Here is a 16,081-nt window from a genome sequence, read left to right as displayed (position 1 = left end):
CCAACTTATTGAGGGCTTTAAAAGCATAGAGGTTAAAAATTACTTTACTTATTCAACTCATTCCAGTTATCTTTAGCCGGTAAGGCTTGAGAGCCGGTTTTGCAGAGAGGACATTCTTCTTCTGCCCAGGTGGGCATGTGTTTGCTGATCAGGGAAATTATTTTTCGGTTATCAATTTCACTTTGTCCAGAGCGATTCACTAAGGTAACTATATAAGGCATTACTGTTGCGTTAGCCTTTTCTGCAGCTTCTGCTGTTAGCCCGATACTTCCACCGGTGGTTACTACGTCCTCACAGAGCAAGATTGTGTTTCCTGCTAATAGGAGCAAGTCTTCGTCTGTAAAAACCATTGATTTAACCCCATCTTCGTCGGTGTATTTTGCCGGTGAAGCATAAAAGCGGTCGCTTCCAGTCTCATTTACTACATGCTGACAAATCAATTTTGCTAATTTTGTAGCACCGGTTTGTGGGCCAACTACGCCATCGATATCATTTATCGCTCCTCCATAATGTTTTAGATACATTTCCAGCAAATCAGCTGCCGCTTCATTCAGTAGTGGTTCATCAGCTATTATTAACCGACTGTTAAAGAAACCGTTTGAATGTTTTCTGCTGGTAAGTAGGGCATGTGGTTTTGTATTGTCACCACTATGCATCCAAAAAGCTTTTTTATCTTGATATGCTTCAATCCATTTTCCTTCACATCTGTGCATAGGACACCTCCTAAAGTTGTAGTTTGTATATATTGCTCACTGTGTCGTATTTCCGTTTGCAACAGTATCTAAGTTTGTATAAAAAGGCAAGGAATTTACTTTTACAAAGCTTATGACTTGTGGACTCTGTGGTTCTGGTATCAGTGCGGAAGAAAAGTATAAAGCATTAAAAGATGGCACTACTGCTAAGTACATCTATTACGGGTGTGGTCGCTCTAAAGACCGCCACTGCAAGAATCCATACATGCGGGAAGAAGAGCTTACTGAGCAGTTCAGCAAGCTCATGGACAAGATTAATCTCAATGAGACAGGAGTACAGGTTAAATTCGAGGAGGAGTTGAAGCGATTCAACAAATTCCATAAAGGGGTGCTCGGCATCAAGGGGAGGGCTAGCGATCATCAAGATATAAACCTCAGAGACTACGCCAAGTACGTGCTAAAGGAGGGTTCAAATGAAGAGAAGCGGGAGTTGATGGGATGCTTCAAGTCTGAAATCAAGCTTAAAAATAAAATGGTCATCCTCGAAAATTAGTGTAAACTTGTGTTAAGTTAGCAATTATGCCAACGAACCACGAAAAAAAGCTATTGGAGCTGCCAGACATCCTGACCTTGCAACAGGCCTGTGATGTTCTCAATTGCCACCCCAACACGCTTCGTAAGTGGGACAATAACGGTGTATTAAAAGCACTACGCTTTGGTACAAGAAAAGACCGTCGCTACCGTAAAGAGGACATCATCAGTTTTTTAACCAAGAGCAACTAATTTTATGAATGAAGAAGAAACAAGAAATCGTCTCATTCGCCCTACCATAGTAGGTGCTGGATGGAATGATCACCAGATACGAGAGGAGTACCCATACACGATGGGCCGCATTCACGTTAGCGGACGTGTTGCTAAACGAGGAGAAAAGAAGAAAGTAGACTTTCTTCTTGAGTACCGACCAAATCTTCCAATTGCTCTTGTGGAGGCAAAGTCGGCTGCCAAAGATCTTGGTGCAGGAATGCAGCAGGCTCTTGGGTACGCATCAGCGCTCGATGTCCCATTCGTTTTCTCGGCAAATGGTGAGGGTTTCCTTTTTCATGACCGAACTGGTCTCTCACCAGAGACTGAGACTACTCTCACTCCTGACCAATTTCCATCACCAGATGAATTGTATGCTCGATACCTCACATGGAAGGGTGAAGCTGAAGCTGTTAAGAATGTAATTGAAACCCCACTATATTCTGACGACCCAAACAAATCGCCACGATATTTCCAACGTATTGCTATTGATCGAGCAGTTGAGGCTGTAGCGCGTGGTCAGAAACGCATTTTACTCGTTATGGCTACTGGTACTGGAAAGACGTACACTGCTGGACAGATTATTTGGCGTCTTTGGAAGTCTGGTAGCGCAAAGCGAGTATTGTTTTTAGCTGATAGAAATATTCTTGTTGACCAAGCACGCATTAATGACCTCAAGCACTTTGGTGATGCACTAACTAAGATTTCACGACAGAACTTCAATGATCTAGGGTCACTGATGTCTCATGAAATATTCCTTAGTCTCTACCAAGCAATGAGTGGCAAGGAAGAGGAAGAGAAACTCTTCAAACGATTACCTTCAGATTTCTTCGATCTTATTGTTATTGATGAGTGTCACCGAGGTAGCGCTTCAGAAAATAGCGAGTGGCGAGAAATTCTTGAGCACTTTACTGGAGCAACACACCTTGGTCTTACCGCTACACCAAAAGAAACCGCTGACACCAGCACCTCACACTATTTTGGTGACCCTATCTATACCTACTCACTCAAGCAAGGTATTGATGATGGATTCTTGGCACCATACAAGGTTATGCGGGTATTACTCGATAACGATGTGACTGGCTGGCGCCCTGTGCCAGGTACCGTAGATGATAATGGGAATCCAGTAGAAGATCGACTCTATGAACTTCGCGATATTAATAAATCCGTTATCTTCCCACAGCGAGAGAAAGTAATTGCAGAAAAGATATTTGAGTACCTTGAAGCAGTAGAAGACCCATATGCAAAGACAATTGTTTTTTGCCGTACAACTGCTCACGCTGAACGTATGCGTAGTGCGTTAGTAAATGTAGCTGGTGAACGAGCCCGAGAGGATATTCGTTACGTCATGCGTATTACAGGTGACGATGAAGAAGGAAAGAATCAACTTGACCGCTTCATTGACCCAGAAGAGCGATTCCCAACAATTGTTACTACCTCGCAACTTCTCTCAACTGGTGTGGATGCTCAAACCTGCAAACTCATTGTGCTCGACAAGCCGATTGAGAGCATGACTGAGTTTAAGCAGATTATTGGTCGAGGTACCCGAGTTCGTGAAGACAAAGGAAAGATGTGGTTCACGATTATGGACTTTCAAGGTGCCACAAAACTTTTTGCTGACCCTGCCTTTGACGGTGTCGCTGAGCGTGTATTTGAAGTTGGAGAAGATGAAGATATTGCTGAAACTATAGAAGCGGAAGATCCAGAAGACATGTCAGTCGAGGAAAAGTTTGAAGAAGACGAACTTGTAGACGCTGTTATTTCACAAGGTTCAGAAGAGGTTGCAGAACGTCCACCAGTCTACAAACTCAGCGGCGTGCCGTACGCAGTGGTAAAGGAACAAGTGCAATACCTTGGTCCCGACGGCAAACTCCTCACACAATCGCTTACTGATTTCACCAAAAAGAATATTCTCACGCACTACCCAACACTCGAAAGTTTCTTCAGTGCCTGGCAATCAGCAGAACGTCGCCAAGCTATTATTGATAAAATTGATGCGAGTGGTATTCCGCTCGAGGAGCTTCAGAAGCAAGTTGGAGCAGATTTTGATTTGTTTGATCTCATCATGCACGTTGCCTATGATAAGAAGATGATGAAGAAGAATGAGCGTATTGAAGCGGTACGCCGCTCAAACTATCTTGATAAGTACAGCGGAAAGGCACGAGAAGTGCTTGAAGCACTTCTTGAGAAATATGCTGACGTTACTCTTAAAGACATTGAGAGCGTTCGAATTCTTACTCTAGAACCACTTCGTTCAATGGGTACTGATTACGAACTCGTATCGCTCTTTGGTGGAAAAGAAGGATACTTCCAAACGGTCGATGAATTACTCGATGTAATGTACGCACAATAATCTATGCTTACTCCCGCAACAATTAAAGCCATCCAGGACATCATGCGCCAAGATATTGGTGTTGACGGTGATGCGACTCGGCTATCGCAGATGGTGTGGCTGATCTTTCTAAAGATCCTCGATGATGAGGATCGAGCACTGGAAATTCGTAAGGAGAAATATGTCCCGACTCTTCCTGTGAAGTATCAATGGCGCACGTGGGCTGCTCCTATGGATGGAATGACGGGAGACAAGCTCATTGAGTTTGTAAACAATGATCTGCTTCCTGGGCTTCGCGATTTACCAAAGAATGGCAACCAACGTACCGACCTTACCCGTATGGCGTTTCAAGATGTCTATAACTTCATGCGTAAAGGGACACTGTTAAAGCAAGTGATAAACAAGATTAACGAGATTGACTTCAATGCCTCAAAAGATCGTCACGTTTTCAATGATGTATACGAGCGTCTTCTGAAGAGTCTTCAAAGTGCCGGAAACTTTGGAGAGATGTATACGCCACGAGCTGTGACGCAGTTCATTGTTGAAATGGTTGATCCAAAGGTTGGCGAGTCAGTATTAGACCCTGCATCGGGTACCGGTGGCTTCTTGGTTCATTCGCTTGAACACATGCGTAAGCAAGTGAAGTCGGTAAAGGACGAGCAGAAGATTCAGCAAAGTATTCACGGCGTGGAGAAGAAACCGTTACCGTATATGCTCCTTCTGACCAATATGATGCTCCATGGTATTGAAGAGCCGGTTACTATGCGTCGTGGCAATACCCTCGAGAAACCGATTCGAGACTACACCGATGCTGACAAAGTAGATTGTGTTGTTACAAATCCCCCTTTTGGTGGTACTGAAGAGCCAGGTATCGAAGCCAATTTTCCGAAGGAATTCCAAACCAGAGAAACCGCTGACCTCTTCCTTGTACTTATTCTCCGCTTGCTCAAGAAACATGGTCGCTCAGGTATCGTTTTGCCAGACGGTACTCTCTTTGGTGAAGGGATGAAAACTGCTCTAAAGAAGCAACTGCTTGAGGAGTGCAACCTTCACACCATTGTCCGTCTTCCAAAGAGCGTGTTTGCTCCATACACAAGTATTGCCACAAACCTCCTGTTCTTTACTAAAGGCGAACCTACAAAAGAGGTCTGGTATTACGAACACTCACTTCCAGAAGGTCAGAAAGCATATTCAATGACCAATCCAATCAGGGTTGAAGAATTTGAGCCAGTGAAAGAATGGTGGAATAACCGAGAAGAGAATGATCGTGCATGGAAAGTATCTATTGATGAGATTGTAAAGCGAAACTACAACCTCGATATCAAGAATCCACGTACCCCAGTTGATGTGCTTGAGTCTCCAGAAGAATTACTTGAAGTCTACCGAACTAAGAAAAAAGAAGTAGAAGTTACTCTCGAAAAAATTCGCGCTGTGCTTACCGAAGCACTTTCTCACCATGACACCAAGTGATGTAAAAATTGTTGCTGAGAATATCAATGACTTCATAGAAGTACCAGATGGAATAAATCGTCTACGAAAAGCGGTACTGACTTTGGCTATGTCTGGTCAACTACTAGCTCAAGATGAACAGGAAGGCACAGCACAGGATCTTTACAATGAAATTCTCAAGACAAAGGATGGGTTATTAGCTTCAAGTCGAAGAAAAAAGACCAGAGAAATATTACCTATTTCACAAGAAGAGGTACCCTTTGAAGTACCACAGTCTTGGAAGTGGGTACGATTGGTAGAGATAGGCGAAGTTGTGGGAGGAGGTACGCCATCAACTACAAAATCAACTTATTTCGTTGATCCTGATACTCCAAATTCTATTCCTTGGCTTACCCCAGCTGATATGCGCCAGCAGAGTGGAGTGTTTATTAAGTCGGGTAAAAAGAACATCACTGAAGAGGCATATAAAAAATCATCAACAACCTTGATGCCTAAAGGCTCTGTCATTTTTTCAAGTCGCGCTCCAATTGGTTATGTGGGAATTGCTGAAAATCCTCTCACAACAAATCAAGGTTTTAAATCTTTGGTACCACACTCGGGCATAAACTCTAAATTTCTATATTGGTTTTTAACACTTAGAGCTGATGATATAAACCTAAGGGCTACTGGTACCACATTTAAAGAGATATCTGGTAGTGCATTTGCGAATGAAGTCTTTGTCCTTGTCCCACCCAAAGAACAAGAACGTATCGTTGAGAAAATTGAAGTGGTAATGAAGCAGCTCGATGAATTAGAGTCACAAAAAAATGAACGTGATTTGATCCGTGTTCGTCTTACACGAAGTGCTATGCAAGCACTCGGATCTGCTGATTCGAAAGTTGCCTTTGAACAACTTACTGAACTAATCAAAACTCCACAAGATATCAAGGAGCTAGAAAACGCCATTCTTACTCTCGCCGTTTCTGGCAAACTCGTCTCTCAAGATAAAAGTGAAGGCACAGCTGAGGATTTGTATACAGAAATTCAATTAGAACTAAATAATAAAGTTAAAGGTAAGAAGTCAAAAGTTCTTGATGTTGCAGAGGGCGAAACGCCGTTTGAAATACCTGAATCGTGGCGCTGGGTACGTCTTATTGAGATTGGTAAACTGGATACTGGCAAAACTCCACGTACTGGCGTGAATGGAAATTATGGAGGAGAAATTCCATTTATTGGTCCCGGTGACATTCAGAACAGAACGATTAATTCATACTCAAAATTAGTTACTACTCAAGGTGCTTCAGAGTCAAAGTATCTTCACCCCGGCGACGTCCTAATGGTTTGCATAGGTGGCACAATTGGGAAATCGGCATACGTTGACGGAACCTATACTTTCAATCAGCAGATAAATAAAATCACGCCATTTCACACTGACGGTCGCTATCTGTCTTTTGTCTTTCAGACTGAATACTTTCAGAAATTAGTTTGGAGCAAAGCTTCTGGTGGAGCAACACCTCTTGTGAATCTTACAAGATGGTCATCTTGTATAGTGCCACTCCCACCCCTTGCTGAGCAAAAACGCATCGTAAAAAAGGTTGAAGAGTTGATGGAGATGGTAAGCACACTGAAGGCGGTTATTTAACATGATAAAGAAAATTGAGATTACTAACGTAGGACGTTTCAAATCAGCAAAAACTGATGGGGATGCACAGTTCTTTAAAAAGAATACTTTTATCTACGGTAAAAACACTCACGGGAAGAGTACTCTGACTGCAATCTTTCGCGCACTAAAGGAAAACAGAACAGATTATATTATTGGAAGGAAAACGATTGGAACTCAGAAACAGACAGTTAAAATTATTCCTGAAGTTACCACCCCAACAGGTGAATACAGATACACTACTGATGAGGCAAAGTGGAGTGCAGAATATAAGGACATCATCGTCTTTGACAATCACTTTGTAAGAGAAAGTGTATACACACAGAATCAGCAAATCGGACAGGAACAACAAAAGAATATTGAAGCTTTTATGCTCGGTGCTAAAGGTGCTGAGTATAACGCGAATATTACAAAACTCACTGAGCAGATTGCTGAAAATACACGAACTCAGACATCGGTTAGTTCAGAGTACAACAGAAACAAAAACCTATTAGGTGGTCTATCATTTGACGATTTTCTTGGACTTACAGAAGTCGCTGACATTGATCGCAAAATCGAGGAAGAAAAGAACTCTCTCGATAAGATTAAAAATTCTGAGTTGATATCGAGTAAACTCGGCAGTATAAAAAGTCTGCTTGAACGATACAGGGATTTTGATAGTACAAATATTTCAGAGAAACTTTCAGTAAATAGCGAGCTAGTCACTAAGCATTACGATAGTCATGTAAATCAGAAAGAAAGTAAACAGTCCTACAGTTCCTTCTTACAGACAGGATCAAAGTTACGTGCTCGAACTGAGAAAGAATACTGCCCATTTTGTACACAAGAGATTACTGAACCTTCGGTAAAAGAGTTCTTGAAGACTATCGATCTTATCTATAACGATAAGTACAGAACTTTACAGCAAGCAATAAAAGATGCTGAAGCATTATTTCCACAGGATAGCTTTACGGCAGAGATTAGTAGGATCAAAACTGACCTTAAGCAGGCAGGCTATGATTTAGCTATAGATTTTACTGATGTTGACGGTCCATATGGTTCTTGTGAGAAGGCGGTTGCTGATAAGAAGGATGATTTGGCAACTGATTTTGATACCACACCTTTTACAGATATTTCCTCGAAAGCTGTAGCGCATATAGCAACAATTGATAAAGAACTGCTTAATTTCACCAATCCAACTGAGAAAAAAGCGGAGTTGGAGACGTCGTTAAAATTACTGGAAGCAAACAAAGAAAGATTTAGTTCTTGGAAAGACAGATGTGAAAGCTATCAAAAAGCAAAGAAGGAAAACGTAACGTTAAGTGCTGAAAAGACTAAACTCTGGGAGGAGTATTTAGTCTACGCAAATGGCTTGTCAGCATCCATGTTACAGGATATCAATGACGTGCTTAGTGCTTGTAATTGTGATTTCACGGTCACAAAATTTAATTTTAAGGGAAATCAAAGGCAAGACTTACTTGTGTTAAGTATGTCAGGAAGCGAGATATCTAATGATGGAGACGACGGTGAAATGACCATTAAGAACGCTTTGAGCGACAGTGATAAATGGGTACTTGCTCTCGCGTTCTTCCTTGCTACTGTAAAGAACGATTCAGCAATCAAGGTCGTTGTCATGGATGATCCTGTTTCTAGCTTCGACTCTGATCGAAAGAGAATTATTCTTACTGAAATAAAGAGAATCTTAAAGGATACCGGTAAGCAACTAGTCCTCCTCACTCATGAAAAGGGTTTTTATCAGCTTCTACACGCTGAAAATTCTAGTGATGCAACCGCCACTTTCCTAAGATTGTCTATGGATACAACGAGTGGAACTGATTTTATAGCATGTAGTCCTCATGACGATGCTGAGTTTATGAGTGACTACAATTGTTGGATTGCAGATATGAAGAATGCTAATTCCTCACAGGATTTAGCTTTCGTAAAAAATGCTCATGCGAGCATACGTAAAGTAATAGAACACATTCTCAAGACTAAATATCCACTTGAGATTACCAAAGAGATTAACACTGTAGGTGACATGCTCACAAAACTAGAACAGCCAGGCGGTTCCTATGTAATGACAAGTCGAAGAACAAATATTGAGGCAATCTTAACTAATCAAGCGCACCACGATCACTCCGGTACAAGTCAATATCCTACTGCCCAACTCGGTATTGAAGACTACAAAAAAGACATAAGAGATGCTTTTGAGCTAATGAAGATACTCTAATAAAACCAAAAAAGTTCGGACCCTTCTAGGTTCGAACTTTTTGGTTTTACCTTATTTGGCAGATTGGCTCAAAATAAAGGCCTTCGGGTCTGCCGATAACAGGTGCTTTGTGCGGGCGGTCTCGGGCAAGAACCCACAAACCGTCAAGCAGGGTTTGACGTAATAGCTATTTGCAAACTTTTGTATTTCGACGCGTCTCGTGCGCAAAAAAAGTGACAAAAGTGACACAAAAACACCAGTGTCACAATGTGACACGCAAATGTCACTTTTTTAAGAAAACAACCACTCTCTTAAAGAGTGGTTGTTTTCTTAATACAGCTGTTGGTCTATAGTCCCTGCAACATCTGTCTCATCTGAGCAATTTCGGCTGATTGAGTTGAAACAATTGCCTGCGTCAGTTCGGCAATCTCATCACGCTCGATATATGGCTGCACGCTACGAGCCATCATAATCGCTCCCATGTGGTGACCAATCATATCTTCAAGGAAGACTCGGTCGAGTTCAGCACCTGATAGATTGGCAAGTTCACGCATCATCGGCATATATTCACCATTGTCAGTGTATGGCTCACCGTACCAGTCTTCATACCATTGCTTCATTTCAGCAATCTCCGCTTCTTGAGCAACGACGATATCTTCTACCAATTGTTTAATCTCAGGTTTTGAGCCACCACGTTCAATCACTTCGTTGGCGGTATCTACCGCTTCTTGGTGATGAGGAATCATACCTTCGATAAACTCACGTTCACTTGAAACCATCATGGCCATCATATGATCCATTTGGCTCATACCACCCACACCGTCATCAGTAGGATTGCCCATTAGTGTACCGTCAGGCATACGATGCATGCCCATTGGCACATTATCTGACATTTGTTTGTCGTACCCTCTGTCTCCGTAAGATTTATCTTTGTCTGTAATAGCATAACCACCAATTCCACCAATGAGAAGTGCGATGATAGCTACCAAAATAGTTTGATTGTTCATTTTGTTTAGATTAGTGAATAAAGTAGAAAGCTACTCACTAGAAAACTTTGGGGTGAAGGATGCCGTTTGAAAATAATTCTTGGAGTGGTCGGTATGAAAAACTGTATGTACGCTCACGCAATAATCTGGGTAGTATCGGTGCGGGTCTACGTTTGGGAGTGAAGAGATGCGGAGCAACGGTAGCTACTAATACCATCGCACCAGTTATTGCCAGCAAAAGAACAATGGTTGGGGCGACTGCCAGAAAGACAGACTTCCATGCTGCAAGATGGTCAGCTAAATCCATTGGGCAGATTACCTCCTCGTGTGCCATAAACGGACAGTCAGACATACCACCATGCATATCCATACCCATCGACATGTGGAACAGACTCACGAACATCGCACCGAGCAGAAACGTGAGAATAAGACTGGCTGTTAGCTTCATTGAGTTGATTATAGCAAAAAGCCGCCCCGTAGGGCGACCATCAGTGTCTTGTTGGAATGGTTAAGCTGCTCGGAAATACTCGTCTTCAGCGTCTCCCTCTTGGTAGCCCATCTTCTCCCAGAACCCTCGTGCCGTATCAAGCACATTGCTGGCGATGACCTCAAAACCGTGTTCATCCGCATAGTTGTGAATAGCAGAGACAATCTGGCGACCAAGACCAGCATTGCCACGCACATCAATACTGCGGATTTCAAAGACCTCGTCTTCGTTGGTGAACGTCAGAGTGAAGTTGTCAGCTTCTATCTCGTACGTTCCATCAACGTATTCAACTGGTAGATACTCACCAGTTGTTTCAGAAAGTTCGTGAATAAACTCACGTAGCCCCTCGTTCATTTGTTGTTCTTTCTCTGGTTTGTATGCTTCCATTGAAGGAGAATATAACACAAAACAAAGTTATTTTACGTATCTATGCCAAAGTTTTTGGATAAGATAACCAAGCAAGTAGATACAGATCAAGAACAAACCACTCGCAATCAAACCGAGTGTGGTACTGATGTCGATTACCTGTGTCAAAAACAGCATCACTACAATAGCTAGAGATAACCATATTTCGCCAAATGGTGCTTCAATCGTAAAAATGTTTCTAAAAAAGGTTTTCATCAGGACCTGTTTATAGCAATAGCTCTGACGCAATATCAGTCGCTACTACCGTTATGAGTGCGGTTGTAAGTTCATTTACTTGTCGTGCAAGGTCGGTATCTTGGAGTGCATTTATAAAACCTTCGGCTTGCTCCTTTGTGTACCCTTTTTCAATTAGTTTATTGATTACAAGTTGTTTTTGGTCGGCTAGTTCCATATTTTTTTAAGTGTACAGTATTTGATTATTATCAATAGTTTAAATCAAATTTAGTATTTAACTAAATCATCTACTTTTGCATACTCTATTCTTGTGGCATTGCCATCAAATATTTTGTCATCAAGTGAAACTCTTGGTGGCTTGCCACGAGCTGAGTATTCTAGTGTTTTAAATAAGTATCCAAGGAATGAACCTGTATACCGATAGCAACGTATACAAGCTTTTATCTTATCTGGCACTTCATCTTCATATCCTTTCCAACGATACATTTGCGGGTACTGATCTAACCAATCATTCGTAATATAGGTAACCCACTTAATAAGTTCTGCTTGGGCTAATACATTACCTTTCTGACTCAGACGAACGAGCAGAATAATCATCCGGTCTTGAATCTTTTTATCTTCATCACTTGCTTGGGCGATAAAGGTATACAACCTATTTCGATATCTCTTCAAAATTAAATCAACTTCTGACTGCCTCGCGTATTGCTTAGCCTGTTTATACCGATATCTAGTCCATCGTTTTTGATACGTACGATCTAACTTTCCAGTTATCACATCCCAATCAATACCGCCTGTATCTAAGCGAACGTTTTTAAAAGCGTACCGATATGCCTGTGGTGCATAGGTGTATATCCACGTACTACTAAATGTTTCTGGTTGATGTTTCTCTAGTTCAATAGAGATTTGCAAAATCGCACCCTTTAAGTCCATATCGTCTATAATACGTTTATGCAAAAGCCTGTATACAACGAGCGCTACTACAAAATCAAAGCTCTGCTCAAGAACAAGGATTTTCAGAGCGATATTGCACGGCTAAAAAGTGAGTTTGCTAAATATGACGTTCCTGTTCCTGCAGACGGTTTTGATTCATACAGAGAATACCTAAAGTGGAACGAAGAGTTTTGGCAAGTTTGGAGCAAGTATGAGCATTCAGATACCATCAAAGAGTTATGGGTGAAGTACGCCAACCCTGATGATAATAAAATTTATGGTAGTGAAGCCATGGACGATTTTGAAACTGAGAAAGCAAAACATGTCCCACCTATCTACGGACAATATCTAAGAGATGTTGCGGCGAAATATGGATTTGATTCTAAGGACGAGGAAATTCATGAGTTTCTCATTCACCATGTCTTTCTCGGTAAAGATGAGATAACCGACCCTTCTTTTACAGTTGTCCACGAACGTAATGACAAGACCGGCAAATTAGAGATGTTTGTGAAAATATTTCCATGGACTGTTAAGGATGACATCGTACAAGGTTGGAATTTTATACGCAGTGAGCAAGAGTTTATCAGGAAGGAATTAGACAGAAACCAAGAGTGGAAGAATTTTGATCGTGACTATCGTATTTATGAGTTGTATGAGCTGGCCAGAGAAAGGAAGGCGTCTGGTGACGAGCGCCACCTAGATGAAATAACTTATTCTTTGTACCTGAAAGAAACCAACGACCAAAAGATGGACATGGACAACATTAAACGTATCGTTGCTACTGTGCGAAAACGACTTGGACTTAATACAGAGTTACCGATCGATAACTAATACCCCGAGAAAGTGACACTGCGGTGTCTAATACGCTTACCAACTTTATTGGTAAGCATATTTTAATTATGAAAAAGATTATCTGGCGTACCGAAGTACGCACCGTGGATGAACTCATTCCACAAAAAGTAAACCCAAGAAAAATCACTGACACACAAATGTCAGCACTTAAAAAGAGTCTCAAAAAATTTGGTTTAGCTGAGATACCCTGCCTGAACAAAGACGGGACTATTTTGGCCGGTCATCAAAGAATGAGGGCGTTACAGCTATTGGGGCGAGGTAATGAACAGATTGATGTCAGAGTACCAAGTCGTCAATTTACTAAAAAAGAAGCGGACCAGTACCTCATCGGTTCGAACAAGCTGGGTGGTGAGTTTGATTACGATTTATTAAAGGAGTTCGACATTGACTTACTCACCGAAGCGGGTTTTGAGACCGTTGAGCTGGCTAGTTTTTGGGACGATAAAAAAGAAATTACTAACGATACGTTTGATGTTGAGAAAGAGCTGAAGAAAATTAAAACGCCAACTACCCAACTAGGTGACATCATTCATTTAGGCAAACACAAAATAATTTGTGGTGACTGCACTCAACTTGGCACCTTACAAAAACTATACGGCGATGAGAGAGCTAGCATGATAGCGTCAGATCCGCCCTACAATGTGGGATACAACTATAGCTCTGGACTTGGTGGAAAGAGCAACTACGGTGCAAAAGTTCACGACAAACGCACTTATGAAGAATATGAAAACTTCATTACCAGTAGTCTTGAAGCGGCTTTATCTGTCACTGCAAATGATGCACATGTGTTTATGTGGTCAGACCAAATCTATATCGGACTAATTCAGAGTGTGTATCGCAAGCTCGGTGTGAGTAATAAACGAGTCTGCTTGTGGCTCAAGAATGTACAAAACCCTGTGCCACAAGTAGCCTTCAATAAAGTATATGAGCCTTGCACATATGGAACACGAGGTAAGCCGTACCTTGCTGAAATGCGAACAGATCTGAATGAGGTGATGAACAAAGAAGCGACCACAGGCAATGATTTGCTGGAACAGTTTACAGATATTTGGGCAGTAAGACGTTTGCCTGCTCAGCAATATAATCATGCCACCAGTAAGCCGCCCGAACTACATCAAAAAGCAATACTACGTTGCACAAAACCCAACGATATCATCTTAGATTCGTTTCTTGGTTCTGGCAGTACACTCATTGCGGCCGAACAACTAGATAGGCGGGTTTTCGGTTGTGAGCTTGAACCCGTCTTTTGCGACCTTATCATCAACCGCTTTGAAAAACTTACTGGCATTAAGGCGAGGGTTGAAAGGGTATGAAAAAAGACAGTCACAGTGATCTATTCCTAGAAGAGATGCGTAAGATACCAATCGTTACTGTCGCTTGTGAGAAAGTAGGTATCTCACGAAACACTATCTATAAGTGGTTAAAAGATGACCCTGAGTTTAAGGAAAAGTTCGATGCCGCTTCAATAGACGGTATTGAACATATAAATGACTTAAGTGAAAACCAGTTGTTGCAACTCATTAAAGAAAAGAAGATTTCAGCGATTCGTCTTTGGCTAACAAATAATCACCAACGTTTTTCAACTAAGTCAGTAAAAAACACTGAGGTGGCAGATAAAGAACTCTCTGAAGAACAAAAGAGCACTATTGAACAGGCGTTAAAAATGGTTAACGGAAAGCAAAATTATGGACAATCTGAAACCTGAGTTGCTGCAAAGAATAATCAATGATCCGCAGGTACGGCGTGAAGTGACCAAGCAAAGCCACCGTTTATTTATGCCCGTGTATCTACATGACTATGTAAAGCATGTAAGCGGGTCATTTCATTCAGAGATGTTTGAGTTGACTGAACGAACTGACCTCCCCCTCACGGTAGTGGTAGCGTTTCGAGGCTCTGCTAAATCTACGATCTTTTCGCTCTCGTACCCTCTATGGGCTATTCTTGGTGTTCAGAAAAAGAAGTACGTGCTGATTGTTTCTCGCACTCAACAACAAGCGAAGCAACTTTTGCAACACATTAAAACTGAACTTGAGCGGAACGAGCTACTCAAACAGGATCTTGGACCTTTCGAGGAACCAGATGACGAGTGGCGAATGTCTTCAATTGTAATTCCTAAATACGATGCTCGTATCACTGTTCTATCTGTTGATCAAAGTATGCGCGGATTGCGACATAAGAGTTATCGCCCCGACTTGATTATTTGTGACGACATCGAAGACTTGGCATCAACAAAGACGCAAGACAGTCGAGACAAAACATTCAATTGGTTTACCAGCGAAATCATTCCCGCTGGTGATGATGATACGAAAGTAGTGCTCGTTGGTAACTTAGTACATGATGATTCACTCATGGTTCGTTTGCGGGAAGGGATTGAATCAGGCGAGATTGATGGATATTTCAAATCATATCCCTTTCTCGACACATTCGGTAATTGTATATGGCCTGAGAAGTACCCCACTCCTGAATCTATTGAAAAACTTCGCAGAAAAACAATTAACCAACAAGCGTGGGAGCGTGAATATTTATTGAAGATTATTCCTTCGGGCGATCAGATAATCGACCCGCTTTGGATATCCCATTATCATGAGATACCGAGAGATGTCGATCAACATGCTATTTTCGTCGGCGCCGACCTTGCGATCTCGCAGAAAACATCAGCTGACTACACGGCTATGATTCCTGTATTGGCCTGCACTAAGAATGATGAAAAATGCCTTTATGTTCTACCTGAGATAGTACACGCCCGCATGCGTTTCCCAGAGACCTGTAGAGAAATCAAAGCACTCGAATATAAGTTACGAACAAAATATGGACTACCCGTTAAGTTCTATATTGAGAATGTCGGCTATCAGGATGCTGTCGTGCAACAATCAAAAGAAGATGACGTTGATGTTATCGGAGTGACACCAATAGGCACAAAACAAGAGCGAATCAGCCTGACCGCTCCTGCGCTGAGTGCAGGAAGAATACGCTTTCCCTTTGGTAAGGCAGAAAAGCTAATTCAAGAGCTTATTAATTTTGGATCAGAAAAACACGATGATTTAGCTGATGCTTTTTCATTGGTTACCATTGAAACGATGGTGAACTGGAAACCACGGAAGAAAAACTCAATCTTGTTTGGCTAA

At 41.8% G+C, this 16,081-nt stretch carries 17 protein-coding genes; 10 read left to right on the top strand and 7 right to left on the bottom strand.

Features of this window, described 5'->3' with window-relative positions:
* Positions 1-44 precede the first annotated feature (44 nt).
* Positions 45-713 (bottom strand): hypothetical protein, encoded by a 669-nt coding sequence (locus H6779_02625; GenBank protein ID USN87284.1) that lies wholly within the window; start codon positions 711-713, stop codon positions 45-47.
* A 112-nt stretch (positions 714-825) separates the two neighbouring features.
* Here H6779_02625 and H6779_02620 point away from each other — a divergent pair, with 112 nt between their 5' ends.
* Genes H6779_02620 through H6779_02595 form a run of 6 tightly spaced genes read left to right on the top strand, consistent with a single transcriptional unit; the run spans position 826 to position 9,122 of the window.
* Complete coding sequence (locus tag H6779_02620; protein USN87283.1) at positions 826-1,245, top strand: recombinase zinc beta ribbon domain-containing protein; 420 nt, start codon at positions 826-828, stop codon at positions 1,243-1,245.
* 26 nt (positions 1,246-1,271) lie between these two features.
* Complete coding sequence (locus H6779_02615) at positions 1,272-1,475, top strand: helix-turn-helix domain-containing protein (protein ID USN87282.1); 204 nt, start codon at positions 1,272-1,274, stop codon at positions 1,473-1,475.
* A gap of 4 nt (positions 1,476-1,479) precedes the next feature.
* Positions 1,480-3,846 carry a DEAD/DEAH box helicase family protein gene (locus tag H6779_02610; protein ID USN87281.1) on the top strand — a complete coding sequence of 789 codons (2,367 nt, stop codon included), beginning with the start codon at positions 1,480-1,482 and terminating at the stop codon, positions 3,844-3,846.
* Between the two features lie 3 nt (positions 3,847-3,849).
* Complete coding sequence (locus H6779_02605) at positions 3,850-5,295, top strand: N-6 DNA methylase (GenBank protein USN87280.1); 1,446 nt, start codon at positions 3,850-3,852, stop codon at positions 5,293-5,295.
* On the top strand, positions 5,282-6,895 hold the full coding sequence (locus H6779_02600) for a restriction endonuclease subunit S (protein USN87279.1): 1,614 nt from the start codon (positions 5,282-5,284) through the stop codon (positions 6,893-6,895). The genes H6779_02605 and H6779_02600 overlap by 14 nt, the downstream gene beginning before the upstream one ends.
* 1 nt (position 6,896) lies before the next feature.
* Positions 6,897-9,122, top strand: coding sequence for an AAA family ATPase (locus tag H6779_02595; protein ID USN87278.1), 2,226 nt, complete (start codon positions 6,897-6,899; stop codon positions 9,120-9,122).
* 326 nt (positions 9,123-9,448) lie between these two features.
* Here H6779_02595 and H6779_02590 read toward each other — a convergent pair whose 3' ends face one another.
* From H6779_02590 to H6779_02565, 6 genes are read right to left on the bottom strand one after another with little or no spacing between them, the layout of a single operon-like run.
* Positions 9,449-10,108, bottom strand: coding sequence for a DUF305 domain-containing protein (locus H6779_02590; protein USN87277.1), 660 nt, complete (start codon positions 10,106-10,108; stop codon positions 9,449-9,451).
* A 37-nt stretch (positions 10,109-10,145) separates the two neighbouring features.
* Positions 10,146-10,535 (bottom strand): hypothetical protein, encoded by a 390-nt coding sequence (locus H6779_02585; GenBank protein USN87276.1) that lies wholly within the window; start codon positions 10,533-10,535, stop codon positions 10,146-10,148.
* A 60-nt stretch (positions 10,536-10,595) separates the two neighbouring features.
* Complete coding sequence (locus tag H6779_02580; GenBank protein USN87275.1) at positions 10,596-10,961, bottom strand: hypothetical protein; 366 nt, start codon at positions 10,959-10,961, stop codon at positions 10,596-10,598.
* 27 nt (positions 10,962-10,988) lie between these two features.
* Entirely contained in the window at positions 10,989-11,195 is a 207-nt protein-coding gene (locus H6779_02575; protein USN87274.1) for a hypothetical protein, read from the bottom strand.
* A 10-nt stretch (positions 11,196-11,205) separates the two neighbouring features.
* A complete protein-coding gene (locus tag H6779_02570) occupies positions 11,206-11,391 on the bottom strand; it encodes a hypothetical protein (protein ID USN87273.1) in 186 nt (61 codons plus the stop codon).
* Between the two features lie 50 nt (positions 11,392-11,441).
* A complete protein-coding gene (locus tag H6779_02565; protein USN87272.1) occupies positions 11,442-12,104 on the bottom strand; it encodes a hypothetical protein in 663 nt (220 codons plus the stop codon).
* 18 nt (positions 12,105-12,122) lie between these two features.
* On the opposite strand from H6779_02565, the gene H6779_02560 reads away from it, so the two are divergent.
* The 4 genes from H6779_02560 (at position 12,123) to terL (ending at position 16,081) form a co-directional block, all read left to right on the top strand.
* On the top strand, positions 12,123-12,935 hold the full coding sequence (locus H6779_02560; protein USN87271.1) for a hypothetical protein: 813 nt from the start codon (positions 12,123-12,125) through the stop codon (positions 12,933-12,935).
* A gap of 68 nt (positions 12,936-13,003) precedes the next feature.
* Entirely contained in the window at positions 13,004-14,269 is a 1,266-nt protein-coding gene (locus tag H6779_02555; protein ID USN87270.1) for a DNA modification methylase, read from the top strand.
* On the top strand, positions 14,266-14,661 hold the full coding sequence (locus H6779_02550; GenBank protein USN87269.1) for a hypothetical protein: 396 nt from the start codon (positions 14,266-14,268) through the stop codon (positions 14,659-14,661). The genes H6779_02555 and H6779_02550 overlap by 4 nt, the downstream gene beginning before the upstream one ends.
* Entirely contained in the window at positions 14,642-16,081 is a 1,440-nt protein-coding gene (gene terL, locus H6779_02545) for a phage terminase large subunit (GenBank protein USN87268.1), read from the top strand. Before H6779_02550 ends, terL begins: the two co-directional genes overlap by 20 nt.

The sequence above is a fragment of the Candidatus Nomurabacteria bacterium genome, assembly GCA_023898525.1.
Lineage (GTDB): Bacteria > Patescibacteriota > Minisyncoccia > Phycocordibacterales > UBA918 > OLB19.
Note: the sequence above shows the minus strand (reverse complement) of the source record. Positions and strands in the feature narration are given on the sequence as shown.

Excerpts from the sequence above, each read along its gene's own strand:
- H6779_02625 (USN87284.1), bottom strand. The coding sequence starts at position 713 with ATGCACAGATGTGAAGGAAAATGGATTGAAGCATATCAAGATAAAAAA.
- H6779_02620 (USN87283.1), top strand. The coding sequence starts at position 826 with ATGACTTGTGGACTCTGTGGTTCTGGTATCAGTGCGGAAGAAAAGTAT.
- H6779_02615 (USN87282.1), top strand. The coding sequence starts at position 1,272 with ATGCCAACGAACCACGAAAAAAAGCTATTGGAGCTGCCAGACATCCTG.
- H6779_02610 (USN87281.1), top strand. The coding sequence starts at position 1,480 with ATGAATGAAGAAGAAACAAGAAATCGTCTCATTCGCCCTACCATAGTA.
- H6779_02605 (USN87280.1), top strand. The coding sequence starts at position 3,850 with ATGCTTACTCCCGCAACAATTAAAGCCATCCAGGACATCATGCGCCAA.
- H6779_02600 (USN87279.1), top strand. The coding sequence starts at position 5,282 with ATGACACCAAGTGATGTAAAAATTGTTGCTGAGAATATCAATGACTTC.
- H6779_02595 (USN87278.1), top strand. The coding sequence starts at position 6,897 with ATGATAAAGAAAATTGAGATTACTAACGTAGGACGTTTCAAATCAGCA.
- H6779_02590 (USN87277.1), bottom strand. The coding sequence starts at position 10,108 with ATGAACAATCAAACTATTTTGGTAGCTATCATCGCACTTCTCATTGGT.
- H6779_02585 (USN87276.1), bottom strand. The coding sequence starts at position 10,535 with ATGAAGCTAACAGCCAGTCTTATTCTCACGTTTCTGCTCGGTGCGATG.
- H6779_02580 (USN87275.1), bottom strand. The coding sequence starts at position 10,961 with ATGGAAGCATACAAACCAGAGAAAGAACAACAAATGAACGAGGGGCTA.
- H6779_02575 (USN87274.1), bottom strand. The coding sequence starts at position 11,195 with ATGAAAACCTTTTTTAGAAACATTTTTACGATTGAAGCACCATTTGGC.
- H6779_02570 (USN87273.1), bottom strand. The coding sequence starts at position 11,391 with ATGGAACTAGCCGACCAAAAACAACTTGTAATCAATAAACTAATTGAA.
- H6779_02565 (USN87272.1), bottom strand. The coding sequence starts at position 12,104 with ATGGACTTAAAGGGTGCGATTTTGCAAATCTCTATTGAACTAGAGAAA.
- H6779_02560 (USN87271.1), top strand. The coding sequence starts at position 12,123 with ATGCAAAAGCCTGTATACAACGAGCGCTACTACAAAATCAAAGCTCTG.
- H6779_02555 (USN87270.1), top strand. The coding sequence starts at position 13,004 with ATGAAAAAGATTATCTGGCGTACCGAAGTACGCACCGTGGATGAACTC.
- H6779_02550 (USN87269.1), top strand. The coding sequence starts at position 14,266 with ATGAAAAAAGACAGTCACAGTGATCTATTCCTAGAAGAGATGCGTAAG.
- terL (USN87268.1), top strand. The coding sequence starts at position 14,642 with ATGGACAATCTGAAACCTGAGTTGCTGCAAAGAATAATCAATGATCCG.